Raw genomic sequence first — 24648 nt, forward strand, 5'->3', positions numbered from 1 at the left:
TGTAGTGAGGACTTCAGTTCTTTCGAGCGCGGTGAAGAAGCACTAAGGTGATTTCTAAGAAAGAATTTACCGATTAGGAGGACGAACAGCAGTTCTCCCCTACGATGGAATGATGTTCTGTGGTAATTTTCATTCTGGAAATCACCTTAGTAACTTGTTCTTGTCCAATACTTATAAATTTTCCCGCCCACTTAACTTATTTCTCAAAAAAACTACGGAGTTAAAGACCCATGTTATCAAGCCGATGGACCCGCAACACTCTAGACTTGTATCGTGAAATCGGCGATCCGCCAGCCGATTCCGTCATTGAAAAAATCTTTGGGCTCAATCAGGTGGACGCTGTAAATAAACTTCTAAAAGACATTCAAAAGAACGATGATCTGGTGGCAGTCGAAATGCCTGACGAGCTTGAAGATTTCCTCAATACCACAGATGACTGGCCTTCATGGGCGGATCGGGAGCAGATCCGACTCGGACAGCAACTGTTTTCGCGTTATGGTATGCAAATGACGATGGCGTTGTTTTGCTGGTCGTTGCCTTCATGCTACTCCGGCGCCAAGGGAGCGCAGGTACTGAGTTTCACGCACCGGATCACCAAAAGGATACATCAACGCCTCATGGAAACCGCGCAGTTTCTCCTCGATGTTATGGCCGAGGGTGGGTTGGAGCCAAATGGTCGTGGGGTACGCACGGCTCAAAAGATCCGTCTGCTGCACACCACAATTCGCTACCACATGAGGCAATATCCCCGCTGGCGTGCTGAGTACGGTGTTCCCATCAACCAGGAAGACTTGGTTTGTACGATGCTATCCTTTGCACTGTTGCCCCAAGTCTTGACCAAGCTGGGATTGGACTTTACCACGGAGGAAGAAGCCGCGTTCTTTCACTGTTGGCGTGTCATTGGCAGCATAATGGGAATTCAGGAGGACCTGCTACCGGGCAATGTCGAGGATGGCAAAGCATTGTGGGATGCGATACTAGCCCATCATATAGCTCCGTCAGATGCCGGGCGAGAACTGACTGCTGCGCTGGTTGATTATATGAAGGAGCGCGTTCCCGGCAAGATGTTCGATGGTATCGTTCCCGTGCTCATCCGCGAGTTCTGCGACGAACGGGTGGTTGAAGCGGTTGGTATCGAACGCGCCGATTGGACTCGGCACTTTTTACGTCCACTGCGCTGGATTTTAGGAGTCAACGACGAGATGCAGGATCGCTCGAAGCTGGCGGCAGGGCTCAGCGGCGCATTCTCACGCAGGCTGATTGAGGGACTGCATTACCTCGAGCGGGAAGGACAAAAGACGGAATTCACGATTCCCAAGAGCTTGCAGGATAACTGGGGGCTGAACCTCCGTGAGAGATAGGTGATTTCCAGAATAAAAATTACCACACACCATCATTCCATCGTAGGGAAGAACTGCTGTTCGTCCTCCTAATCGGTAAATTCTTTGGCGTTGCTTAATCAGGGTATGAAACAAATAATTTTAAAATCCAGAAGCTTTGTGGACGCTGGTTTTTATGAATTGCATATTTAGCCTTTCATACCGTAAATCAGCAACGCCAATTCTGTCTTAGAAATCACCTAAAGTCCTGCCTGCAAAGCTATTTAAGTTATATTACCGGGCAATAAGCTCACAGCTAGCTGTGAGCTTGTTTAATGGTTTATTATCTGAGGGATGCAGATTAACGCGCCCAAAATGGCTAGGGTCGATCGCACTCGTAATTGAAATTACCATTCTGTTCCCGCCTTCCTTTGGCTGCGAAAATCTCAATCAATATCCGTTGGCGAAGCGGACTCGTTAGCGCATAGTATGAGGTGGAGTTTGTGAGCAGCCTACACTGTATGCGATAGCAGAGCGTGTAGGAGTATGTCACGAACTTAGTTTGTCAGGATTTAAAGCCTTTAGAGGTTTTCTTTTTATCCTGCGGTTTGGACTTTGACTTGTTGACTTCGCCTAAAGCTTCCTGAAATAAGTTGTTCAGGTGCAGCGGAACACTGGCAATTTCGGGGAGTTCGGGTTCTAAGGGTTTTTTAAACTCTTGCAGCAGGGAATCTAAATCGCGATCGATCTGAAAGTCTGTGCGTTCCAATACAGTTTGCAGGATTTGTTGTAATTTGGCTGGATTAACTTTCGCTAACCGCCGCCAAATCCAGGTATTAATTGCCGGATCTTCTAGATAGTTGCGAACCAGCTTTTCGTAACCGGGAATGGTGGAAAAGTCTTCGGCTGTCAGCATTTCCGTAAATTGAGCGTAGGTAGACAAAAAGCTTTGCCCCCAGCGCGGATGAGAAAGTGCTGTCACCTTTTCGGCTTTCTTGAAGCGATCGGGCAATTCGACTTTCGGCACTACCATTTTTGAACTAGCATTGCTGTCGAGCATTACCTCAACTGCTTTAGTATCGGCGCCTGCTGCTGCGATGGCGGCTGCTTTGATTTCTTCTGGATCGACTCCGGCATCTTCAACGAGATCCGCCAGAGATTTAGTTTCATCAACACCAATATCAGCTAGGCGTTTTTTAATGATTACTTCCTGAAATTCTGCCAACTGTTTATTCAGGTGATATCCCGATAACGTCACTTCATCGCTGCCAAAAAATTCGGTAAAATCGTCGTGATACTGTTCTACCGATTTCCAAGCTTGCTCTAACAGTTCCGGGGCGTCGCTGTACAGGTTATTTTTGTAATTTTGCTTGAAATTGCCGATCGCAACTGCCAACTTTGGCTTGCCCAATTTCCCCATCGGAATTGGAGGCCCAGAGAGTATCCACCAGTCATCGGTGAGAGGCGCAATCCGAGCCCGCAAGATTTCTCCTAACTTAAAGCGAGACATTTCTTGCAGAAAATTAGCGCTGTTAGGCTTAACAGTATAGTGCTTCGCCGTCAGCCAGTTTGTCACCTCGAAGCTGTCAGGGGAAATTTGAGTGATTTCAAATAAACCGGTGAAGCTTTTTTTGCCCCAACTTTTTAGCAAACTGATCTCGCCCTCGGTTAAATCTGGCTGACTTTCGACAAAAAGGTCGATCGGCATTTTGTCTCCGACTTTACCTTCAACTGTAAAACTGTCAATCACTTGATTTTGCTGAGCAATATCGTAGCGCTCGCCAACCGCTTTAGTTGCTGCAAAAGCTTCTAAAGCTACCGCCAACTCTCCCTCAGCATCCAGCACAAAGTCAATTAAATTTTGCTTGAGTGTCCAAGCTCTTTCCAACATTGCATCCACAAGTTATACCGATTTTGAATGAAAGGATTTAGATTAACAATTATCGGACTTGATGCAACCGATGCTTTCGGGTTCTGGCTGCGATTGCTAACGCGGATTGCGAACAATCACAGAAATATAGCCTTTCTTAGAAAGATCAGGTACGCTTCCGGGATATGGCATCGGGCATCGGGCATCGGGCATCGGGCATACCTCACCACGCTTGAGAACCGCTATATGCGATCGATGCCTGAGTCCTGAATTAGTTTAATTTTAAGGCTAATAGTCAACAAAAAATGCCAATCTCAAACTTTTTTGTTAATAAGTTTTTTGGCGATTCAAGCCGCCAAACCAGCCCTGGCAAAATCTTGCTTCCTGAAAAAAACGATTTCCACTCAGTTAAAAATACCCCTCTCAGATGTAGAGAGAGGTAAAAAATCCCCAAGAACTTCGCTCAACTTGCGTTGAAAATAGTGTCAGATATCAAGCACAGTCTTATTTTTGGGTCGGGCTAGAAGCCCACCCCACAAGAGTTCAAGAAATAGGATTGTTAAAATTAGATGCGCGTCAGCTTAGCGGCCGTCTTTGTCGATGTCGCCAGGAACAGCGCGTTCCACCCGATCCCAAGCGTCGCGCGTGGCGTGCTTGGCTTTTTCCCACTGTACGTTCGACTTACCGCGATTTGTTTCGTAGTCGCGCTGCAAATCGTCTTCGAGTTCGTTGAAGCTCTTACCAGTACCGTTATAGCGGCTGTAGCCCTCATAACCGGTGCGGTATGCAGGCTGATAGTCGTCGTAAGTTGCGCTCGTATCCGCGTAAGGACGGGAGCTGTAGTTGTTTTGCCAGTAAGCATCTTCTACCGTGGGGTCGATCGCCTCTGCGACACCTTTACCCGCCAAACCACCGCTAAACGCGCCCACAACAGCGCCCACAACTGCTCCAACAGGCCCGCCGATCGCACCGCCGATCGCAGCACCAGCAGCACCCGCACTCGCAGCACCGATACCAGTTCCCACTGGATGAGCCCCTTTTTCCCCGGACAGCGGGTCAATGTTAGCATCAGGTTGCTTCACCGTTTTTGTGTCATCGTTCATGATATTTTTTCCTTTTATCTAACTGCAAGTCTGCTTAAATTTATCTTTTTAGTTGCTACTTATTCATCTTCCTTAGGGATGAATCTGCTAGCTTAAAAAACCAGGAAAGGGGAAGGATAAAACTGTCTTGGACGAAAAAAATTAGTGGTTTAACACGCAATCAAACGACGTAAGGTGCGCCCAGCGCACCTACATAATAAGATTCAAGTGAGTTCCAATCTCTGCTCAACTGTGTCCTCAGCGAAGCTGAATATTTCGCAACTTGAGTTAGATAGAAAATTTCTAATTTATTCCTTGCCCGTAACCTTTTCGATCAGATTTTCAGCTTTTTGAACAATGCTTTCTTGCGGGTGTTCTGCCTTGTATTCCTTTAAACTTTCATCGTAAACCTTCTCGACCTTGGCAGGATTTTGAGCGGTGTTGACGATATCTTCGTAAGCTGCTTGGGGATTGAGATCCTCAAAACTTTCTGCGGGGTCAGTAATTTTAGCTTCCGGCTGCGCCTGACTGGTGTATTGACCTGCTGCATGAGCAGCCTGATTTGGTACTGCCACTATACCGGCCAGAGCAATGAAAGCCAGCATACAGACTAGCAAAATGCTTTGACTCAATGTTTGTCCCAGAGCTTTTAAAACCCGCTTCATATCAACGTCTCCTCGTATTTGGTCGCAAAAATTATCGTGTTTGTTGTCCCTTGCGGGCGATCGCGCATCAAGAACCTTGGTTGAACCGCAATTTTTGTCGCAGCTACCCTATCGCGATCGAGCGAACAGGGATATTTATCGTGCTACGAATTATAATAAGCCTCTAATTGCTATACAGACTTCTACCTGAAGATAGATTAGTAGTAGGGTGCGTCAACAGAGCGTTATTTTTTCCGGGAATCGAGTATCTATGAGCTGACGCACCCTACAGAATCGCACTGCTTTCATTACACCCATTCTTGATTAATCTTGAGGTGGCGACTCTGCATAGCTCGTTCAAATAGCTCCGTAGAAAGAGCTTGCTCTACCGACCAAACCCCCGGCTTTGTCAATTTGCCTTCTAAAATTAATTGAGCGATGCTGCCAGTACCGATGCCCGTAGCTGCGGCAGCATTTGAGTGTACCGCTGTCGATCGAACTTTAGCGGGTTTACCGTTTTTTAGGCCGGTTACTTGCGATCGCACAGCCACGCCCACACCGCTAAAATTATTGCTAACAGCAGTCATCCCGTAGCTGACATAGGACAAAAACTCAATCACAGACGGATTTTTCAGCCAGCTATCGGGCCAGTATTTGGCAACAAACCAAGTCAAGTGATTGTAAAGGTCGGGAAAAGTGCCGAATTTGGTAACAACTGTTTTCACTGGGAAAGTTTCGGGCAAAGTAATTGCTTCCGGCATATCGAACCAGTAAACGCCAGTTTTGCCGTAGGGTTGGGGAAATTCTATCGTTTCGCGATCGGTGTATGGCTTGATCTGCTGCATTTGGCCATCAATCAAAACCTCAAAAGGAGTTTGCAAACCTAAGAAAGTAGTCCGCATCACCGTCACACCAGCACCGCCCGAACCGCCGACAACGTAACTCAAATGGATGTGTTCTGCTGTATCTAATTGCTCGACATCTCGGCGCACCATGCTATTAGAAATTCCAGGGAAAATTCCCGTATTGATAATCGCAGTAATTCCAGCATTTTTAGCTGTTTCGCGCAATTCTAAAGCTCTGCGAGTAAAACTGCGGCTGTCGCTGACATCGGTATAATTAGCACCAGCCTCGATGCAAGTTTTCAATACGCTAGCGTCTCGGTAGTGAAATGGCCCGGCACAGTGCACGACGAGGTTAGAGGATGAAACAGCTTGCTGCAAAGCTGCACTATCTGCTAAATCTAAAGCTAAATAGCGCGATCGATCCGGCGGCAACTCTGGTGGAAGAGAGCCATTAGGGTCGCGTCCGGTAATAGTAATTTCTGCGTCGGTGTGGGTAACAAGGTCTTGAGCAACGCTGTTGCCAATTCGTCCCCGCCCGCCGACAATCAAAACTCGGTTTGTCATCGCTAAAAAATAGGGTAACGCTAATATAAGTTTCTCTATTTTCAGGCATAAATTCCATCTGCACAAAGGATGAATTTGTAAGAAATTAGGAGAATGTGGCGCTCGACCTCAGCGATTATTCCCTGCCGCCAGTCGAACAAATCCTGAGATTTCTGATGTTGATGGTTCAACAAGGTTAGCGCAGTGAGTTTTCAAAGAGTAGGAACTTGCCCGTTATGTTACAATGGAAATTAGTCTATCATACTAGGTTAGAGGATTTATTGAGGGGCGATCGGCAGTTTGTCTTAATATTATTTTCAAGATTTAAAAATATGGCACAAAAGAAACATGACTTCTGAAGGCAACGTCGCCGACACAGGCATTTTAAAAGAAGCTCAGCAACTTATGCAAGATGGGTCAGCAGCATCAATAGGTGAAGCGCTGAAAATACTTATGAAAAATGCTGAGTGTAATGATGACACTGTAAAGATTCACAAAATAAAAGCAACTCAAAAAGCTAAGAAAAAGCGTCGCAGTCGTCACAGATAAAAAGATTAAATTACAGCAGGTAATAATTATGAATAAGCAAAGTATTGAACTGCTTTTGGATGATTGCGATTCAGACCAACCGAATCGGCAAACCGGGGCAATTCTGGATCTGGTTGATGCAGAAGTTTATGAGGCTGCACCGAAAATAGTGAGGTTGCTGAAGTCACCAGATGCAGTTATTCGATTCACCGCAGCCGAAGCATTGGGTTATCTGGGTTCAGAGGAAGTAGAGACAGTTGGCCCTGCATTAATGAACTTGCTGGACGATCCAGAAGACATTGTGAGGTCTGAAGCAGTTGAGGCGCTGGGTGAACTTGATTATATTCCTGCGATCGCACCAATAGAGCATATCTTAAGAAATGACCCTTCGGCACTGGTTCGCGCATCAGCAGCAGAAACTCTGGGGTATTTAGGAGAACCTAAATCAATCAAAATTCTCGATATTTCACTGCTCGATCGTAATGAGGATGAAGCTGTTAGATGTTATGCTGCTAATGCTATTGGAATTTTAGGTACGTCGCAGCTATTGCCCAAATTGGAAAAGTATCTAAACTCGGAACTTCCTTTATCAGTAAAAGCTGAATTGCTGGGTGCAAGGTACTGGTTGGGTGCGAAAGAAGATATCGCTAAGTTAGTTGATTTGTTGGATCAGGCTGATGAAGATTTTGCTCAGCACATTTTGACTATTTTAACAGATTTGAAGGAACGTGAACCAACGCCAAATATTGCCCAAGATGCCCCTGAGTTAGATAAAGTATTGAGTGCGATCGCCCTTCGTTTTCTCTTGATGCGTCATCATGCAGAATCAATACTAGAAGACTGAATAAATTAACGCAAATAAACGCAGATGTGATTCATCTGCGTTCATCTGCATTCATCTGCGGTTAAAAATCTTACTTCTCATTACTCCGAAATACCGACTTAGCCGTCGATTTCAAAGAATTAGCCGCATCCGCCAAAGTTTGCGCGATCGGCTGCTGCGAGTGCATAAACACGCGAGCCGTATTGCGTCCGGGCATCCCCGAAATCGAGCCGCCTGGGTGCGTGCCCGCACCGGTGAGGAACAAACCGTCGATCGGCGTTTTGTAATTGGCCAACTCCGGTAAAGGACGGAAAAATATCATCTGATCCAGCGTCATGTCAACGTGGTAATAATTCCCCTTCAGCGCCCCCAAACGCTCTCCCAATTCGGCCGGACTTTCCACCCGGCGGCCGATAATTGAATTCTTGATATTCGGCGCGTATTCTGCTAATTTGTCAATGCAGCGATCGGCAACTTTGTTTTTCAGCTCGTCCGTCCAACCTGTACCGTGCTGGCCGGTTCCCTCAGCATTTTCGATCTGGTAAGGAGCAAAAAATTCAATCCAAGCCGTATGGTGTCCGGGAGGAGCCATTGACGGGTCTCTTACCGTCGGAAACACGACATACATCGACGGATCGGAATCGGGGATTTTGCCGATCGCAGGTTCGGTGTGGGCAATTTCAACGTGTTTCACCGAATCAGCAATTAAAACAGAACCCATTAAATATTCATCGCGATGGTTCCAGCGATCGAACTTAGGCATTTCATTGAGAGCTAAATCTATTTTCAGAATTGTCTCGTTGTTATTAACAATTTTGCGCTCCAATCTTTCCCGCAAATTCGGGTCAGCAGCATCAACATCGCTGTCATCCATTAAATGCAGAAACAAACGCTTCGCATCAATATTAGAAATGATGCCTTTGGTAGCTCGATATTCTGTGCCGCCTGCAACTCGAACACCGACAGCGCGGCCGTTATCAACTAATATTTTCTCAACGTTCTGGTCGGTAAGTATAACACCCGCATAGGTTTTGACTAAATTGACCAGCGCTTGCACCAATGCACCAGTTCCCCCGCGAGGCCTCGCCATGCCGGGATTGTGGCGCATTGCCATCATAATTGCACCGATCGCAATGGTTTTTTGCGAAGGAGGCGCGCCCAATTCTGAAGCGAGTCTCGCTAAGGGTGCTTTCAGAAATTCCTCATCAAACCACTCGTTGAGAATGTCTTCAGCGCTGGTAATCATCGTGCGAATAAAGTCCAGCGTTTTGTCGGGGGAACCGATGACTGAAAATAAGTCTTTGAGTTTACCAATATCGTAGTTACCGGCAATATCTATAATAGATTTTGGCGGCGCGTTGAACATCGGCATCATTGCACTTAAAGCGCGCTGCCAAAAGTCTGTATATTCGGCATATTTTTTAGCGTCGCGCTCATTGTAGCGGGCAATTTCTGCACAAGTTTTTTCGACGGAAGTGTGCGCCAAGAAATATTTGCCGTCTGGATGCGGACAAAAAACGACTGGATCGCAGTAAAGATATTCTAAGCCGTATTTTTCCAGTTCTAATTCTTCTACGACTGGCCCTAAATGGATAAATTCGTGGTCGATCGCGCACAAATTGAATTTAAAATCGGGTAACTCGGGAATCGCTGCTTCTGTAGTCGCCGCGCCGCCGGGAACCGAACGTTTTTCTAACAACAAAACGGTATATCCGGCTTTGAGGAGATAAGACGCACAGACAAGCCCGTTGTGACCTGCTCCTATGATAATCACGTCATACGTTTGCATAGATGAAGCTCTGGGATAGGATGTTTTGCTCATTTTACAAATGTTAACAACTTTGCGGGATCTATCAATAGAAATAGATTCATCTGAAGAGATTAGTTTGAGCATCTTACAAAAGATGGAGTTCTTACCAAGTGTTGCTGTGCGATCGCCTTTATTTATTATTGAATTTGCCGAGCGATCATTATTGCCAATTCGCCCCCGCATTATATCACAATAAAGCTGTTAGGTAAAGATTTTTTAACGGATTTAATTGACAGAGGGAAGTTCGGCAACGGCTTTTTTAACGGATTTAACGGATGTAATTGATGACCAATTCTCCATTAGCTATTCTCCGTTACTAATTCGCCATTGCCGATTCCCAATTAGTACAATGAGAAATATTACTTCAGTTCATTAAGTGCCGCCTCGGCTTTTTGTGCACCATCATTGTTGCCTTGCTGGCGGTAAGTGTCGAGGGCTTGTTGGAAAGCTTGAATTGCTTCGGATGTGCGATCGCGCGCTTTGAATGCTTTACCCATATTATAATAAGCTTCTGCCCGGTCTGGATCGAGTTGGATCACTCGCCTAAAAGTGATAATCGCTCCTAAAAAATCTTGTTTTTCTAGTTGAATTTCTCCGATCGCAGCGTGGGCTGCCACTAAATTCGGGCGCACGTCAATCGCTCGCTTATAAGCTACCAGTGCTCCGTCTAAGTCGTTTTGAACCCGGAGAAGTTCGCCAATTTCTAACTGCACTTCGGGGTTCCGTGGCTCTAATTTGGCAGCTTCTTCAAACGCTGCTACCCCTTCGGAAGTGTTGCCACTGCGCAGCAAAGCACTACCTAATTTTAACTGGACGCTGGCTTGTTTGGGAGCGAGTTTAGCTGCTTGTTCGAGCACGGTGACAGCACTGGCAAAGTTTCCCTGCTGGATCAATACTAAACCCATTGAAGAATAAGCTTGCCAACTTTTCGGATCGAGGGCGATCGCCTCTTGGTATGCTTTAAATGCACCGACGTAATCTTTTTGCTGAAACAGTACCACTCCGAGACCAATGCGGGCATTGACATTTTTGCGATCGAGCGCAGCGGCCTGACGGTAAGCGGAGGCTGCTGCGGGATAGTTTTGCAGATTCGCCATAGCATATCCTAATGCGTATTGGAAGTCAGCATTTTTGGGCTCCAGACCGATCGCCTGTTGGTAAAATTCTACTGAGGCCTGATAGTTGCCCTGACGTGCTTCTAAATAGGCAATACCGGAAAAAATGCGCGGGTTTTCGGCATCTAAACGGGCTGCTTGCTGATAAATGGCGATCGCCTGACTGTAATCTCCTGAATTTACCAACTCCCGCCCTTGTCGCAGCAGAGCATCTAAATTTGGATTATTTTGAGCTTTAACTTGAACTGGTGTTTCTGCTGAGAGCGCTATCTGCGGGGCTGCGACAGCGAATCCTGCTATCAACAGCGTACTGAATACCAAGAGACTTTGTTTGTACACGGCCATTTGTTTCAAAGAGTGTGTGGAATAAAAGAGCGGATTGCTGTCAAGTTGCGATCGCTGAAAGCTTAGGGTTTACCAGGAATCTTTGAGCAGCCAGATGTAGTAAATCTACAGAACAAGACCAACTCAAAATTTTCGCACTTGAGGCCAACTGATGATTGTAACAACAACTGATATCATTCAAGGAGCAGAAATTCAATCTTACCTAGGAATTGTAACTGCTGAGGTGGTCTACGGCACCAACGCCCTGCGAGATTTCTTCGCGGGCATTCGCGACATCATCGGCGGGCGCACCGGCAGTTATGAGGAAGTGTTTCTCAAAGGACAGCGAGATGCCCTCGCGGAACTGGAAAAACGGGCTCAGCGCCTGGGTGCTAATGCTGTAATCGGGGTGGAAGTTGACACCGGCACGATTAATGTAGACTCTTCTGGCGCTTTGCTGTTGATTACTGCCGTTGGGACTGCTGTCAGATTGCGGTAAGCTGACTTTCCTCTATACATCCGCGAAGTTTTTTAACTGGATAAAATAGTTATTGGTCATTAGTCATTAGTCATAAGTTATTAGTCAGCAGTCATTAGCTAATAGCTATGGACTCAGGGCTAATGACTTTTTTGTTTCTTTCTTCAGACATAGATACTGGTTATTTCCCCAGGCAGATATAGTTTTTATCAATCTCAGCCACAATCAATGCTTAGATGAAAGATTGTTAAAAATAGAACCAACAGTCAAAGGAAAGGAAAAGCTATGACATACGTAAATAGACCTGTAGACAACGTTAGTACCGAACCTGTGGTCGTAAATTCAGTGATGGAATACCACGATCGAGTACGTTGGGGCCCGATATTTTCAGGTTTGGTAATTGCGATCGCCACACAATTGGTTTTAAGTGCATTGGGCGCTGCGATCGGCTTAAGCAACATCGCTAATTCAGGAGCACCGCGCACTATTGCCGGCAGCGTGGGTACTGGGGTAGGAATTTGGTCAATTATCAGTTTGCTAATTAGCTTAGGCGTTGGCGGCTGGGTAACAGCTCGCGCTTGCGGCCCGATGAACCGCAGCACGGCACTTTTGAACGGAGCAATTTTGTGGGCAACTACCTTAACAATTGGCTCTTGGCTGTTAGCAAACGGCGTAGCGGGTACTTTTGGCATAGTAGCTGCGAATGCGGGAGAAGTGATTAATCAAGCCCAGCAAGGCGTGGTAAATCTGCCGAACCAAGCGCCTAACGTATCTGCTCAAGATACTCGCAATATTGCGGAAAATGCTGCCAAAGCTGGCTGGTCATTTTTGTTCGGTTCCCTATTGGGTTTGGTTGCTTCGATGGCAGGAGCATCTGCCGGCGCGCGCACTCCCCGGAATTACTCGTAAAAATTTGTCAAACATGGAAAGTTCATGTTCATAAAGCACTTTTTCAAGGTGCTTTTTTATTGTTTTAATTCATGTATTCTTCAGTCCGTGCCGGCGGACTTCGTTTGTGTAGTAGCGGTTTCAACCGCCGAGTTTTATTTGTCTAATGCGCTTTTTGCTGAGTCTAGATCCCCCTAAATTCCCCTTAAGAAGGGGGACTTTGATATCTTCCGGTTCCCCCCTTCTTAACTACCGTGTACACACATCTCTGTGTAAAACCAAAATCCTCGGAGATCCCCCTAAATCCCCCTTAAAAAGGGGGACTTTGATATCTTCCGGTTCCCCCCTTCTTAAGGGGGGTTAGGGGGGATCTGGCCTAGTCGCCAAACAGTAAATCGATAGTACATTTGACGTTAAGTTGACACCCCTTTGTACTCCGCACGCACCCTACAAATTAAGCAGTGAAGTATTTCGCCGCTGGGTGATAGGTGATAATTGCCGTAGTAGATTGTTCTGGATAAAGCTGTTCGCTTTCATCCATATGCAAGTTTATACGATCGCACTTTAGCAAATCCAATTGCTTGTACTGATCCGCCATATTCGGACAAGCAGGATAGCCGAAACTGTAGCGCGAACCCCGATATCGCTGCGCTAGCATATCCCGAATATTGTCCGGTTCCTCGCTACCAAAGCCCAATTCCCGGCGAATCCGCGCGTGAGTCCATTCTGCTACCGCTTCGGCAGTCTGTACCGCCAATCCGTGGAAGTAGAGATAATCAGTATATTGATTGTTAGCAAATAGCTTTTGCGCGTACTCCGTAGCAACTTCTCCCACCGTCGCCACTTGCATCGGAAATACATCGATTTTACCCGATTCCTTCGGCGCGAAAAAGTCGGCAATGCACAGCCGGCGCGCCGATTTTTGGCGGGGAAATGTCAATGTCGCAGCGGGTGTCGATAAATCTTGCCCGTTACTCATAATTTCCGGATCGTACAGATGCAAGGAATTATCCTCAGCTTGACACGGAAAATATCCGTAAATTGCTTGCGGATGCAGTAACTTTTCAGTGATAATTTTGTGTTTCCATTCTTCCAAAATTGGATAAACTTTCTCAGCCAAGAAAGCATCGTATTCTTCCCGCGATTGGTCTTTTGGCTTGCGGAATTGCCACTGTCCCGCAACTAATGCTTGCAAATCTAAGTGCCAGAAAAGCTCTTCAAAGGGAATTTCTTCTGGCGACAATAGCTTTGTACCCCAAAAAGGAGGATTCGGGCGATCGATATTTGCGTCAACTGCTTCGGAACGCCTGGTATCAATCACCACCGCAATGTCTGGTTTTTTGACATCTTCTACAGCCGTTTCTGCCGAAATTTTAGCGGTTTTCACTGTCTTACTTTCTTGCCCTACTTCATCTAAAAATCCTTGCAAATCTTCCCAGTTACCAGCAGATTTGGCTGGCATCAGTTTCTCCATAAAGTGCAAGTCAGAAAACGCATCTTTGCCGTATATAACTTTACCTTTGTAGGTATTTTGACAGTCTTCATGCACAAACTTGGGAGTCAAAGCTGCACCGCCCAAGATTACAGGAACGGTAATTCCTTTCTCGTTAAAGGCTGCCAAATTTTCCTTCATGAATGCGGTGGATTTCACCAGCAAACCGCTCATCGCAATACAATCGGCTTTGTGCTTTTCGTAGGCTTCGATGATGTTATCAACTGACTGTTTGATTCCCAAGTTGATCACTCGGTAGCCGTTGTTTGATAGGATAATATCAACCAAGTTTTTGCCGATGTCGTGAACGTCGCCTTTAACAGTCGCAATCAGGAATGTGCCTTTGGCATTGTCGCCGGATTCCGACTTTTCCATGTACGGTTCTAAATAAGCAACGGCCGCTTTCATGGTTTCTGCTGACTGCAATACAAACGGTAGCTGCATTTGTCCAGAACCGAACAATTCTCCTACTACTTTCATCCCGTCTAGCAAGAAGGTATTGATAATTTGCAGGGGCGGATAGGTTTCTAATGCTTTGGCGAGTTGGATGTCGAGCCCAATTCTTTCGCCGTCGATGATGTGCTGCTTGAGGCGTTCTTCGACCGGGAGGTTTGCGTCTTCTGTCCGATCGCGCTTGGTGGTTTTGCCAGCAAACACCGTTGTTAAGTCGCCCAAGGGGTCATAAATGCAAATTTCGCCGTCAAACTCCCGTTCGTCGTAAATCAGTTTACGGCAGATTTCCTGGTGTTTGGGGTCGATTTTGGCGATCGGCAAAATCTTATTAGCGCTGATAATAGCCGAATCCATCCCCGCCTGCATCGCTTCGTGCAAAAACATGGAATTCAAAACTTGCCGCGCCGCCGGATTCAAACCGAAGGAAATATTAGAAACTCCCAAAATTACGTGACATCCTGGCAATTCTTGGCGAATGCGGCGGATCGAATCGATGGTAGCTTTGCCGTTTTTTCGGTCTTCTTCAATCCCCGTGGAAATGGGCAAAGCTAAGGGGTCAAAAAATATTTCGTGGGCACTAATTCCGTAGGCGACGGCGGCGTTATAGGCGCGTTGGGCGATCGCAAATTTTTGGTCGGCAGTTCTAGCCATCCCATCTTCATCAATTGTCCCGATTACTATCCCCGCCCCGTATTTTTTTGCCAACTCCAAAACTTGATAAAAACGCGGTTCTCCATCTTCATAGTTAGTGGAATTAAGCAAACATTTGCCACCCGCAACTTTCAAGCCAGCTTCCATTTTTTCCCACTCGGTGGAATCCAACATTAAAGGCAGAGTTGCATTAGTCACAACGCGGGAAACTAATTGTTTCATGTCGCGCACGCCGTCGCGCCCGACATAATCAACGTTGACATCAAGAATGTGCGCGCCTTCTCGCACTTGTTCCCTAGCCATTGCTACTAAACCGTCCCAATCTTCGGCATTCAGCAAATCGCGGCATTTTTTGGAACCGCTGGCGTTGAGTTTTTCGCCGACAATTAAGAAAGAATTTTCTTGTTCGTAGGGTTGGGCGCTATAAATTGAAGCGGCGGCCGGTTCCCAAGAAAATTCGCGGATTTTTGGTGTGAGAGTTTCGCCAATTTCTGATAGTTGTTGGATGTGATCGTAGCGGGTTCCGCAGCAGCCGCCGATGACTTGCACGCCTAAGTCTTCGACAAAGCGCATCAAGGCCATTTTTAATTCTATTGGCGTTAGTTTGTAGTGCGCGTGGCCGCCGATGTTTTCGGGTAAACCGGCGTTGGGAATGCAGGAAACTACGAAGGGCGAATGTTCGGAAAGGTATTTGACGTGTTCCGCCATGCGATCGGGCCCGGTGGCGCAGTTTAAGCCTAAAATATCTATGGGATAGGGCTGCAAAATAGCTAAAGCGGCGCTGATGTCGGAACCGACTAACATTGTGCCGGTGGCTTCCATTGTGATTGATACCATTAATGGAATCCGCGCACCTTTTTTCTTAAATACTTCTTCAATGGCATTTAATGCTGATTTAATTTGCAGCACATCTTGACAAGTTTCGACCAGAAATAAGTCAACGCCACCGTCATAAAGTCCTTCTGCTTGTTCGGCAAAAGCGGCGGTGAGTGTGTCAAAATCGATGTGTCCTAATGTTGGCAATTTGGTGCCTGGGCCGATCGATCCTGCAACAAATCTCGGCTTTTCTGGCGTGTCAAATTCGGCGGCGATTCCCTTGGCGAGTTCTGCGGCTGTTTTGTTGAGATAATAGGCTTTGTCTGCTAAATCGTACTCGGCGAGCACGATGGAAGCAGCGCCGAAGGTGTCTGTTTCGATGACATCAGCGCCTGCTTCGAGGAATCCTCTGTGCACGATGGCGACGGCTTCCGGTTTGGTGTGCACGAGATATTCGTTACAGCCTTCGTATTCTTTGCCGCCGAAGTCTTCTGCGGTGAGGTTTTGGACTTGCAGGTTGGTTCCCATTGCGCCGTCGAAGACGATGATGGGGCGCGAGGGGTGGTGGAGTCGATCGAGAAATCTGCTATTCATCGGCGGTAAAAAGACGTAGGTTATATATTTACAATTTTATCCATTGTGCAATATTCTCAACAGTTATGTGAATCTTGGGGAACGGCTGATGACTGAAGGATTTAATGCTGCTGACAATAGTTCGATCGCACCTATGATTTTACCGATCGCCCTGGAGAATTGTCAAAATTCTGCTGTGGGCGCGGCTGTAGGGGCTAAACTGGCGATCGACTCCGAGGGGTTTTTCCGTTTAACTGTTGAGGATTTTGCCGAAAATGCGATCGCGATCATTAAACGAGTGATGCAAAAGGGCGATCGGATTATCTTACAGCAAGCAGGAAAAGATCTAGCTGCGATCGTTCCCGAAACAGAATTTCACAAGATAGATTATCTCATGCAAGATCTCAAACCCTCACAATTCTTTCCTGACGAAGAAGCATATTATGAAGATGATGGAGCAATCCATTGCATTTACCCGGACGAACTTGTAGAAGACCTTGATAATATCTTAGCAGATGTCAAGGAATTTGACGAATTATTTGGTTTGCTGCCCACTGAGGAAATGGGAGAGAATATTGATATTTTCATATCTGTAGCTATTCTCATGTCTATCGATCGATTTTGGGTGCCGGACTACCTGATGGCTGAGAAAGCCCGATTGAAAATGCTATCATAATACTATTCGTAGGGTGTGTCGCCATAGAAAACACGTCGCATCAGATCGACAATTTAATAGCGACGCACCTGACAAAATAGTAAACAACACTTCTTTTTTTCCTAACACGGTTGTCTATAAAATCTATAAGTTTGTTCGCCTTTAATCGCAAAACCAATGAGGAATCGCAAGATGAACGCGCCAACAATAACTCCGTCTCCTCCCGTACAAGAGCAAATTATCCACGAGTCAAAAGTTGTTTTAAAAGGCGTTAGCTGGCAAACTTTTCAGGCGTTGCTGGCTGATGTCGGAGACGATCGCGCGTGGAGAATTGCCTATGACAATGGAGTATTAGAAATCAGAATGCCGTACCAAGAACACGAACAACCTATAATCATGCTAGCGTACTTCGTGAACGCCATAGCAGACGAGTTAGAAATTGAGGCAATGCAGCTTGGCGCGCTGTTACTGGAAAGGGAAGAGTTGAAAAGTGCGATCGAACCAGATACCTGTTTCTACATCCAGAATGAAGCTTTAGTCAGAAGTAGAGATATTGACTTGGAAACCGATCCACCCCCGGATTTGGCTGTAGAGTCGGATTACACCAATTCTTCTCTCAACAAATTCGCAATTTATGCCGCTTTGGGCGTTCCAGAAATTTGGAGATATCGCCGCCAAACTCTAGAAGTTTATCAACTTGTAGATGGCAAATACGAGACTGTTGCTCAAAGTGTAGTTTTTCCATTTTTGCCGATCGCAGAAATACCCGAATTTATCGAACAAAGCAGGGCGATCGGACAAAGATCAGCCGTGCGTCTATTTCGGACAAGAATTAGAGAAATTTTACAACATCGCGACGCATAAAAGATTATTTTCCTCTTGTAGGGCGATGCACACCGCACCTTGCCGCGATCTAAATAAAAAATCTCATTATTTCTTTCTCATCCTTCTCTGTGAAGCTTTTTTGGGCACTCGCTGAATCTCAGTTTCGCCTCCTTGAAATTCCACTTTTGCAGGATATTCTTCTACTGCTTCTAAGATTTCCAAATCAACAAGATCAACATCGCCGCCGCTGATTGCTTCCTCTTGCTCAATCTCCTCTAAATCCTGCTGATTTTCAATTAACTGCACTCCTAACCCAGAATCTTGAATCGGCAATTCATCGATTTCTTGACTAATCTCAGCTTCTCCAATCCCATCCTCAATTCCCGCCACCACTAAATCTTCCTCAATTTCTTGATTAATTTCTGTTTCTCTGATTTCCTTCTCTACTAACTGCATTGCTAACTGCTGATTTTCCCTTGACAACTGCTCAATCTGACTCCCTTGAATTCTAATCTGTTCATTAAGAACGCGAATTTCTCGGTTTTGCTGCTGAATCATTTCTTCACCATCAGCAATCGTGCGATTTCTCTCTAATATCACCTCATTTCTAGTTTCTAATTCCAAAGCGCTCATTGCCGCTTTAACCACATTATAAAAATGCGGCTTAGAAACATCAACTTGTTTAGCATTATGGCGACTTTTTCCCAAAAGCCCAATCTTTTCACCTTGCTTAACAGCCAACACAAAACCTTGATAATTTTTGATTTTTAATTCTTTGACAAAATCTACTTGAACTAAACTGCAAATATATTTGTGACAATCATAATAAAATTCTGCTTTCATAAAAAAGCACCCCTTTCTGCTACAGTCCCGCAGAATTATACCACGAACAACGTTAAAACTCGAACAAAATCTCTAAACCTATGGTGCGCGCCGATCGCCCTACCTACTTTCAAATGTATGAAATGTCAAGAATTGCTGCTCAAATTAATCAAAAATCAAGAATCGATCGCCATTTCAATCAAAACGCCAGCTAACATTAATAAATAATATCTTCCTCCAACTCGATCACACCCGCAATCAACTTCCAACAAGGGTCATCCCCTTCCCAACCATCAGGCCGCCAAGGCATACTTAAACTGACTGTTATCAAACAAGCTTTTTCCGGGCGATAGCCCAAATCCAACCTTCTAGTAAACACCGGATCAGTAATTGTTGCCGTTAATTTTTGATTGTATGCCGTAACAACAGATCCTTCCCATTTATTCCCACCTTCAAATCTTTGGCTGACCATTTTTACGGTAAATTTAACTGCTTTTATTAATTGTAAACTTTGGCGGTTTTCCCTTGGCAAAGACTGCATATAATTCACCGTCACAAATCGCAAATCATTATGCAAAATGTATGCCTGATCACGGAAATATTTCAGCAAAGACGCTGACGAAATCTTCCCAACGTGCTGCCATTTTCCCGGCAAAATAGACAGATTTTCGCACTCGAAACCAAAGTCCGGCCCCGTTTTTGCCAAAGGAATGTCTATCACATCTAATAATGCCGGTTCCAGTCTATTTATCTGCCGTATTTCTTTAGGAATTTGGCCGTCTGGTAAGTCGGAAATTGGACGTACCCAGTTACCATTAACTTCATTAATTCCAGCGATGCACCTGTCGCCGTGTTTCCAAGAATTAGCAAGGCAAATTATCCGAGTCATGAGATGTTAGATGTTAGATTTTAGATTGATTCCTCTATGTATGGCGCACACTGCGCACCAGCTATGCAATTCAAAGATGACTAATCTTGACATTTTGCCACTTATTGCTGAGATATTCAGCAACTAAACGGCGGTGACAGTTGTGAGGTTTTGGTTCGCTACAAAGCAGACACGCACAGTCTAGAAGATCCTGCGAAATTTTTTGCTCAATTTGTCGATCGCGAATCAACTGCAAAAACTGCTGTTCATAAACATCCCAATCTCCCTTTTTCTTTTTATAATCATCCAAAATCTCTTGAGTCGGGGCTAAATCCAGAATATGCACATACTCAATATTGCCAATTGTCCGCAAAAAATACTCTAAATCTTTCCGCTTAGCAAAACCCGCCAACTGCGACACATTATTCAGCCGCGTATCTATCACCCTGCGGACTCCCGCTTTCATCAAAGTATCAAAAAACTGCTCAGCACTTTTTTGAGTAAAACCAATGGTAAATAAATTAATTGCTTTCTTTTGTGACATAAGCGATTGCTAATCCGTGACGATAATAAGCTGTTTCCAAATCAACTATTTCATCTTTAATTTGAGGCTCTAATTCAAACAAACTTAACTGAATTGGCTCATTATTTTTTTTACCTTTGTTAAAATTTTTCAAAAGTCTGGCTTCTAAATCCTGGTGCGATTCTAAATTGCCATCGGACAGAATATGATTAATCTGCAAATTAAATTCTTTGACTTTGTGGCACACTAAAATAGTGCGGTGACAAGTAATCGGGTCTTTTTCCGCACACATTAAACTGATTTTATAACTGGCTGCGCCTTTGAGCAAGCGCTGAATTCCGGCAGAAAATAGAGGAGTGGCTGCTATGCGATCGTACAAAGCTTTACCGCTAGTATCGTAACAGCTTAAATCTTCTGGTCTCGCGCCCAACTCTTGTCCCAAAAAAACATATTGAATCCCAGCAGCAGACAAGGAATCTGTAATTTCGGATTTATTGAAATGAGGTAAATAGCGGCTGAAAGGATGCGATCGCACGTCCGCAACCGCTGTAATTCCGTGTTGTTGCAGTAGCAAAATAAACGCTTCAATACTCAGATTGGAGTGCCCGATCGTAAATAATTCCATTGCTTTGACCTTACTATTCAGTCTTTGCTTTGCAGACGAGAGTTTGTGCAGCCCTATGGTTTCAAGCTGTGGTTTTTTTCACCAACTTTTGAATCAAAAGTTGCAAAGCTAGCAGCATCAGACCCACAGACGCAAAAGCAAAAACACCTCCACCCAAAGCGACAATTCCCATGACTAAAGTTCGCACAGCCGCCGCAATATTAATCACAGTCACATTGTCTGAATGAATCGGCTTGTTAGCAAAAGTTTGGGCTACCGACAAAGTTAGGGCGTACAAAGCCACCGCAAATCCGCCCGCCATTAGCGAACCAGTCACGCACCGCAAAACCGTCGGCGGCGAAGCAGATGCGGGTGTTTTATCCCCAGCCGAACTTAGAGATTGAGAAGTAGAACTTGGATTAGTTAAATCAGTCATTGCAATTTGAGATGTTAGATTTTAGATTTTAGATCTCGGCTTAATTCACCAAGAATAAAATCCGTGTTTCATGTCATTTTATCAGTTCTGCGAGCTCAATAGACTCTGCGCAAAGTTAGATTGAACTCGACCGATCGCACAATCTGCCAGTTACACCGTGGGAATCGGCGCTTTTACATCATTTTCCTCAGAAAAAATCCGAATCCCAGTATTGCTAAACTTTGCCACCCAAAAATCCAAATCTGGAGAGGCGATCGCAGTTTTCACCCGTTCCAGAACCTGCTGAGCCTGCTCTTGAGACTCACAGAGTGCAAACACCGTCGGCCCGGAACCCGACATCATCGCGCCCAAAACCCCCGCCGACTCAAATGCTTCTCGCAATTGCAACACCTGCGGATACACGGGTAAAGCAACTTTTTCTAAATCGTTGTGCAATAATTTACCAATTTTTGATCGATCTTTTTGGGCGATCGCCCCCACCATCGGCCCCGAATGCAGCCGTTCCCGACGACACTCCAAATCCTCCGACGCACAATAGGAACTACTGAACTGCTGGCGATAAGTTTGATACGACCATGCCGTAGAAATACTGAGATTGCGGAACTTCGCCAGCACCACATAAAAACCGCCCAAATCCGGCAGCGGCGACAGTTTATCTCCGCGGCCAGTTGCCAAAGCCGTACCTCCAGCAATGCAAAAAGGCACATCCGAACCCAAAGTTCCCCCCAACTCTTGCAACTCTGATTGAGTGAGTCCCAATTGCCACAGTAAGTCCATCCCGACTAAAACTGCGGCCGCATTTGCAGAACCGCCGGCGAGCCCAGCAGCCACCGGAATCTGCTTGTGAATCGCAATCTCGACTCCGCCGTATTTCGCCAAAGCATCGGGGAATTGCTGCGCCAACAAATCCGCCGCCCGGTAAGCTAGATTATTCTTATCGGGCGGGACTTGCGGGTGATCGCAGCGCACGCGGATTGTGTCTGTACCGATCGCGCGCAAGTCAATTCGATCGGCCAAATCTATGCTTTGAAGAACCATCGCCAGTTCGTGATATCCGTCGGGGCGATCGCCTATTATTTCCAAATACAGATTGATTTTTGCTGAAGCTAGGAGAGAATATGAGCGCATAGGTGATTAAGCCGCAGGTGAAAGAAACCCCTGGTTGAAATTAATTGACACAAGTCAGAGTCCATTTTCTCACAACTCAAAGGAAATATTATGCAGGAAATGTGGAAAACTTTTTTTAGTTCCGGGTCATTTATTCCTCACGGGCACTGCTATCTGTGGCAGACCAAGTTAGTCTGGCTTCACGTAGCCTCAGATTCGATCATTGCACTGGCGTATTTCTCGATCCCCATTACACTGATTTATTTTATTTCCAAACGCAAAGATTTGCCCTTTGACTGGATTTTTGCCATGTTTGGAGCCTTTATCGTCGCCTGCGGGATCACTCACATCTTTGAAGTCTGGACGCTTTGGCATCCTACCTATTGGCTTTCAGGAACCATGAAAGCAATTACCGCCACTATTTCCTTCACTACAGCCATACTTTTAGTAAACTTAATCCCTCAAGCCCTAGCCCTTCCCAGTCCCGCCCAGCTAGCACTAGCAAACAGCCTCCTCGAAGCAGAAATATGCGAGCGCCTATCAGCAGAAATAGCACTAAAAAAATCCAAAGACGAGCTAGAAATTAGAGTTGAGGAACGCACCATAGAATTAAAACAACAAACTCTACAGCTAGAACAAACTTTGTTAGAATTGCAGCAGACTCAAGCCAAGCTAATTCAAAGCGAAAAAATGTCATCTTTGGGGCAAGTAGTAGCTGGTGTCGCCCACGAAATTAACAATCCAGTCAACTTCATTTACGGCAATCTGACTCCCGCTGGCGAGTATGCGAATAATCTCCTGGAAATGGCCGATATCTACGAACAGCATTATCCAAATCCCTTACCGGGAGTCAAAGAAAAACTCCAGTCTCTTGATTTAGATTTTATCCGAGTAGACTTGCCAAAAATCTTATCTTCCATGAAAACAGGGGCGGACAGAATCCGCGATATTGTCAAGTCGCTGCGGACTTTTTCGAGGCTGGACGAAGCCGACATGAAATTAGCGGACATTCACGAAGGTATTGACAGCACCCTGATGATGTTGCAAAACCGCCTGAATCCCAAACCCGGTTATCCCCCCATTGAAATCATCAAAGATTACGGCAATTTACTGAAAGTCGAGTGCTATCCCGGACAGCTAAATCAGGTATTTATAAATATATTGAATAACGCTATTGATGCTTTAGAGGAAGATAGCGAAAACCATAAAATGGCCCGTGAAACTAATCTCAAAGTCCTCAAAATTTCTACCAGAGTTGTAGACGAGAAATGGGTAGAAATCAGAATTCTTGACAATGGATCAGGCATCGCTGAGGAGGTAGTCGAGCAGATATTCGATCCTTTTTTTACAACCAAACCTGTAGGTAAAGGTACGGGACTGGGTTTGTCTATCTGCTATCAAATTATTACCGAAAGACACAAAGGAGAATTGCAGTGTATTTCAGCGCCAGGACTGGGTACGGAATTTATTATTAAAATTCCGATTAGCGTTAAATAATCATTGAACAATTAACAGTCAGTAGTCATTAGTCAGTAGTCATTAGTCAGTAGTCAGTAGTCATTAGTCATTAGTCATTAGTCATTGGTTATTGGTTATTGGTTATTAGTGCGAGCGTCCCCGCTCGCTTTCCGTCCAACGTCTAACGTCATTGGTCATTAGTCATCCGAAAACAAATTATTGCTCAAATTTACCCATTGCGCCACGCTTAAATCTTCAGCGCGAGATTGAGGATTTATCTGTAAATTTTCTAACAATTGAACGAGTTTATCTAAATCGACAGATCCTTTCAAATTATTTCGCAGCATTTTGCGCTTGCTGCCAAATCCCAACTTCAGTAAAGTCTCCAAATAGCGCGGATTAACCGCCGCAGTTTCTATCTGTCTGGGAAGCAGCCGCACCACCGCAGAATCGACTTTTGGAGGCGGATAAAAATCTCTAGAAGGCACATCGCAAATTAACTCACATTCTGCTAAATATTGTACCCGCACCGACAAAGCGCCAAAAGCTGTAGAACCAGGTTTAGCGTAAAGTCTTTGGGCGACTTCTTTCTGCACTAACAGCACGATCGAATCGAAGGGTTTAGGAGCAGGCACAGATATCGTTCCCAGCAGTTTTTGCAGGATGGGGCCGGTGATATTATAGGGAATGTTGGCAACAACTTTATTGGGATTCTGGAATTTGGGAAAGGCTATTAGTTCAGCCTCTAAGTCCATTTCCAGGAAATCGCCTTGTAGCAATAAAAAGTTGTCAATTTTGCCTAGTTGCTTGGCTAGTTTTAGGCACAAATCTCGATCGATCTCCGCAGCAACAACAGACTCAGCCGCAGGCAGCAAGCGCCGAGTCAGAATCCCAGTACCCGGCCCGATTTCCAGGACGCGATCGCCCTCCAAACTCGCTGCTTTGACAATCTTATCTAAGGCTTTCTCACTTTTGAGCCAATGTTGAGCAAACTGTTTCCGGGGTCTGGTCGATCGCATTTTTTGAATTTTTGGAGAAATCTTAGCCCTTCATTCTATCACAACCTCATATTTTCCCCCAACTTACACTCATGTTT

The 24648-nt window shown here is 45.4% G+C and carries 22 protein-coding genes; 8 read left to right on the forward strand and 14 right to left on the reverse strand.

Annotation, left to right across the window (positions count from 1 at the left end):
* Positions 1-266 precede the first annotated feature (266 nt).
* Positions 267-1361: an oxygenase MpaB family protein gene (locus QUB66_RS05590; protein WP_265235474.1), complete on the forward strand. Its 1095-nt coding sequence runs from the start codon at positions 267-269 to the stop codon at positions 1359-1361.
* 523 nt (positions 1362-1884) lie between these two features.
* On the opposite strand, the gene QUB66_RS05595 is transcribed toward QUB66_RS05590, so the two are convergent.
* From QUB66_RS05595 to QUB66_RS05610, 4 genes are all read right to left on the reverse strand, one after another.
* The gene (locus QUB66_RS05595; protein WP_332966783.1) at positions 1885-3210 is read right to left on the reverse strand and encodes a hypothetical protein; all 1326 of its coding nucleotides are present in this window, start codon (positions 3208-3210) and stop codon (positions 1885-1887) included.
* Positions 3211-3770: 560 nt separating this feature from the next.
* Positions 3771-4292 (reverse strand): hypothetical protein, encoded by a 522-nt coding sequence (locus QUB66_RS05600; RefSeq protein WP_265235472.1) that lies wholly within the window; start codon positions 4290-4292, stop codon positions 3771-3773.
* 287 nt (positions 4293-4579) lie between these two features.
* On the reverse strand, positions 4580-4936 hold the full coding sequence (locus QUB66_RS05605) for a hypothetical protein (protein ID WP_265235471.1): 357 nt from the start codon (positions 4934-4936) through the stop codon (positions 4580-4582).
* 287 nt (positions 4937-5223) lie between these two features.
* Positions 5224-6324, reverse strand: coding sequence for a saccharopine dehydrogenase family protein (locus tag QUB66_RS05610; protein WP_332966740.1), 1101 nt, complete (start codon positions 6322-6324; stop codon positions 5224-5226).
* A gap of 327 nt (positions 6325-6651) precedes the next feature.
* Between QUB66_RS05610 and QUB66_RS05615 the strand changes: the two genes are divergently transcribed.
* On the forward strand, positions 6652-6852 hold the full coding sequence (locus QUB66_RS05615; protein ID WP_332966741.1) for a polymorphic toxin type 34 domain-containing protein: 201 nt from the start codon (positions 6652-6654) through the stop codon (positions 6850-6852).
* Between the two features lie 28 nt (positions 6853-6880).
* Complete coding sequence (locus QUB66_RS05620; protein ID WP_332966742.1) at positions 6881-7675, forward strand: HEAT repeat domain-containing protein; 795 nt, start codon at positions 6881-6883, stop codon at positions 7673-7675.
* A 70-nt stretch (positions 7676-7745) separates the two neighbouring features.
* Here the strand turns inward: QUB66_RS05620 and crtO are convergent, their stop codons facing one another.
* Positions 7746-9443 (reverse strand): beta-carotene ketolase CrtO, encoded by a 1698-nt coding sequence (crtO, locus tag QUB66_RS05625; RefSeq protein ID WP_332966743.1) that lies wholly within the window; start codon positions 9441-9443, stop codon positions 7746-7748.
* Between the two features lie 380 nt (positions 9444-9823).
* Positions 9824-10924 carry a tetratricopeptide repeat protein gene (locus tag QUB66_RS05630; RefSeq protein WP_265235468.1) on the reverse strand — a complete coding sequence of 367 codons (1101 nt, stop codon included), beginning with the start codon at positions 10922-10924 and terminating at the stop codon, positions 9824-9826.
* 151 nt (positions 10925-11075) lie between these two features.
* Between QUB66_RS05630 and QUB66_RS05635 the strand changes: the two genes are divergently transcribed.
* Positions 11076-11402, forward strand: a complete 327-nt coding sequence (locus tag QUB66_RS05635; protein ID WP_172184303.1) for a YbjQ family protein — start codon at positions 11076-11078, stop codon at positions 11400-11402.
* A gap of 264 nt (positions 11403-11666) precedes the next feature.
* The gene (locus tag QUB66_RS05640) at positions 11667-12290 is read left to right on the forward strand and encodes a hypothetical protein (protein ID WP_265235467.1); all 624 of its coding nucleotides are present in this window, start codon (positions 11667-11669) and stop codon (positions 12288-12290) included.
* A 433-nt stretch (positions 12291-12723) separates the two neighbouring features.
* On the opposite strand, the gene metH is transcribed toward QUB66_RS05640, so the two are convergent.
* Positions 12724-16275, reverse strand: coding sequence for a methionine synthase (gene metH, locus QUB66_RS05645; protein WP_332966744.1), 3552 nt, complete (start codon positions 16273-16275; stop codon positions 12724-12726).
* A gap of 88 nt (positions 16276-16363) precedes the next feature.
* Between metH and QUB66_RS05650 the strand changes: the two genes are divergently transcribed.
* Positions 16364-16930: a type II toxin-antitoxin system Phd/YefM family antitoxin gene (locus QUB66_RS05650; protein WP_332966745.1), complete on the forward strand. Its 567-nt coding sequence runs from the start codon at positions 16364-16366 to the stop codon at positions 16928-16930.
* Between the two features lie 171 nt (positions 16931-17101).
* On the forward strand, positions 17102-17773 hold the full coding sequence (locus QUB66_RS05655) for a Uma2 family endonuclease (protein ID WP_332966746.1): 672 nt from the start codon (positions 17102-17104) through the stop codon (positions 17771-17773).
* 66 nt (positions 17774-17839) lie between these two features.
* Here the strand turns inward: QUB66_RS05655 and QUB66_RS05660 are convergent, their stop codons facing one another.
* The 6 genes from QUB66_RS05660 to ispE all read right to left on the reverse strand — a co-directional run bounded on the left by QUB66_RS05660 (position 17840) and on the right by ispE (position 22115).
* Positions 17840-18577, reverse strand: coding sequence for a hypothetical protein (locus tag QUB66_RS05660; protein ID WP_332966747.1), 738 nt, complete (start codon positions 18575-18577; stop codon positions 17840-17842).
* 196 nt (positions 18578-18773) lie between these two features.
* Positions 18774-19445: a dual OB domain-containing protein gene (locus QUB66_RS05665; RefSeq protein ID WP_332966748.1), complete on the reverse strand. Its 672-nt coding sequence runs from the start codon at positions 19443-19445 to the stop codon at positions 18774-18776.
* A 70-nt stretch (positions 19446-19515) separates the two neighbouring features.
* Complete coding sequence (locus QUB66_RS05670; RefSeq protein WP_265235462.1) at positions 19516-19968, reverse strand: DUF488 domain-containing protein; 453 nt, start codon at positions 19966-19968, stop codon at positions 19516-19518.
* A complete protein-coding gene (locus tag QUB66_RS05675; RefSeq protein ID WP_265235461.1) occupies positions 19946-20572 on the reverse strand; it encodes a DUF488 domain-containing protein in 627 nt (208 codons plus the stop codon). The genes QUB66_RS05670 and QUB66_RS05675 overlap by 23 nt, the downstream gene beginning before the upstream one ends.
* Positions 20573-20633: 61 nt before the next feature.
* The gene (locus QUB66_RS05680; RefSeq protein WP_332966749.1) at positions 20634-20987 is read right to left on the reverse strand and encodes a DUF3082 domain-containing protein; all 354 of its coding nucleotides are present in this window, start codon (positions 20985-20987) and stop codon (positions 20634-20636) included.
* Positions 20988-21137: 150 nt separating this feature from the next.
* Positions 21138-22115, reverse strand: a complete 978-nt coding sequence (gene ispE, locus QUB66_RS05685; protein ID WP_332966750.1) for a 4-(cytidine 5'-diphospho)-2-C-methyl-D-erythritol kinase — start codon at positions 22113-22115, stop codon at positions 21138-21140.
* A 90-nt stretch (positions 22116-22205) separates the two neighbouring features.
* Between ispE and QUB66_RS05690 the strand changes: the two genes are divergently transcribed.
* Positions 22206-23591 (forward strand): sensor histidine kinase, encoded by a 1386-nt coding sequence (locus tag QUB66_RS05690; RefSeq protein ID WP_265235458.1) that lies wholly within the window; start codon positions 22206-22208, stop codon positions 23589-23591.
* Between the two features lie 158 nt (positions 23592-23749).
* Here QUB66_RS05690 and rsmA read toward each other — a convergent pair whose 3' ends face one another.
* Positions 23750-24571, reverse strand: coding sequence for a 16S rRNA (adenine(1518)-N(6)/adenine(1519)-N(6))-dimethyltransferase RsmA (gene rsmA / locus QUB66_RS05695; protein ID WP_332966751.1), 822 nt, complete (start codon positions 24569-24571; stop codon positions 23750-23752).
* Positions 24572-24648 lie beyond the last annotated feature (77 nt).

Source organism: Microcoleus sp. A2-C3, assembly GCF_036706065.1.
Lineage (GTDB): Bacteria > Cyanobacteriota > Cyanobacteriia > Cyanobacteriales > Microcoleaceae > Microcoleus.

Coding starts and splice junctions, on each gene's coding strand:
- ispE (WP_332966750.1), bottom strand. CDS start 22,115: ATGCGCTCATATTCTCTCCTAGCTTCAGCAAAAATCAATCTGTATTTG.
- QUB66_RS05690 (WP_265235458.1), top strand. CDS start 22,206: ATGCAGGAAATGTGGAAAACTTTTTTTAGTTCCGGGTCATTTATTCCT.
- crtO (WP_332966743.1), bottom strand. CDS start 9,443: ATGCAAACGTATGACGTGATTATCATAGGAGCAGGTCACAACGGGCTT.
- QUB66_RS05615 (WP_332966741.1), top strand. CDS start 6,652: ATGACTTCTGAAGGCAACGTCGCCGACACAGGCATTTTAAAAGAAGCT.
- metH (WP_332966744.1), bottom strand. CDS start 16,275: ATGAATAGCAGATTTCTCGATCGACTCCACCACCCCTCGCGCCCCATC.
- QUB66_RS05665 (WP_332966748.1), bottom strand. CDS start 19,445: ATGACTCGGATAATTTGCCTTGCTAATTCTTGGAAACACGGCGACAGG.
- QUB66_RS05670 (WP_265235462.1), bottom strand. CDS start 19,968: ATGTCACAAAAGAAAGCAATTAATTTATTTACCATTGGTTTTACTCAA.
- QUB66_RS05660 (WP_332966747.1), bottom strand. CDS start 18,577: ATGAAAGCAGAATTTTATTATGATTGTCACAAATATATTTGCAGTTTA.
- QUB66_RS05610 (WP_332966740.1), bottom strand. CDS start 6,324: ATGACAAACCGAGTTTTGATTGTCGGCGGGCGGGGACGAATTGGCAAC.
- QUB66_RS05635 (WP_172184303.1), top strand. CDS start 11,076: ATGATTGTAACAACAACTGATATCATTCAAGGAGCAGAAATTCAATCT.
- QUB66_RS05595 (WP_332966783.1), bottom strand. CDS start 3,210: ATGTTGGAAAGAGCTTGGACACTCAAGCAAAATTTAATTGACTTTGTG.
- QUB66_RS05605 (WP_265235471.1), bottom strand. CDS start 4,936: ATGAAGCGGGTTTTAAAAGCTCTGGGACAAACATTGAGTCAAAGCATT.
- QUB66_RS05680 (WP_332966749.1), bottom strand. CDS start 20,987: ATGACTGATTTAACTAATCCAAGTTCTACTTCTCAATCTCTAAGTTCG.
- QUB66_RS05640 (WP_265235467.1), top strand. CDS start 11,667: ATGACATACGTAAATAGACCTGTAGACAACGTTAGTACCGAACCTGTG.
- QUB66_RS05655 (WP_332966746.1), top strand. CDS start 17,102: ATGAACGCGCCAACAATAACTCCGTCTCCTCCCGTACAAGAGCAAATT.
- QUB66_RS05620 (WP_332966742.1), top strand. CDS start 6,881: ATGAATAAGCAAAGTATTGAACTGCTTTTGGATGATTGCGATTCAGAC.
- QUB66_RS05675 (WP_265235461.1), bottom strand. CDS start 20,572: ATGGAATTATTTACGATCGGGCACTCCAATCTGAGTATTGAAGCGTTT.
- QUB66_RS05650 (WP_332966745.1), top strand. CDS start 16,364: ATGACTGAAGGATTTAATGCTGCTGACAATAGTTCGATCGCACCTATG.
- rsmA (WP_332966751.1), bottom strand. CDS start 24,571: ATGCGATCGACCAGACCCCGGAAACAGTTTGCTCAACATTGGCTCAAA.
- QUB66_RS05600 (WP_265235472.1), bottom strand. CDS start 4,292: ATGAACGATGACACAAAAACGGTGAAGCAACCTGATGCTAACATTGAC.
- QUB66_RS05630 (WP_265235468.1), bottom strand. CDS start 10,924: ATGGCCGTGTACAAACAAAGTCTCTTGGTATTCAGTACGCTGTTGATA.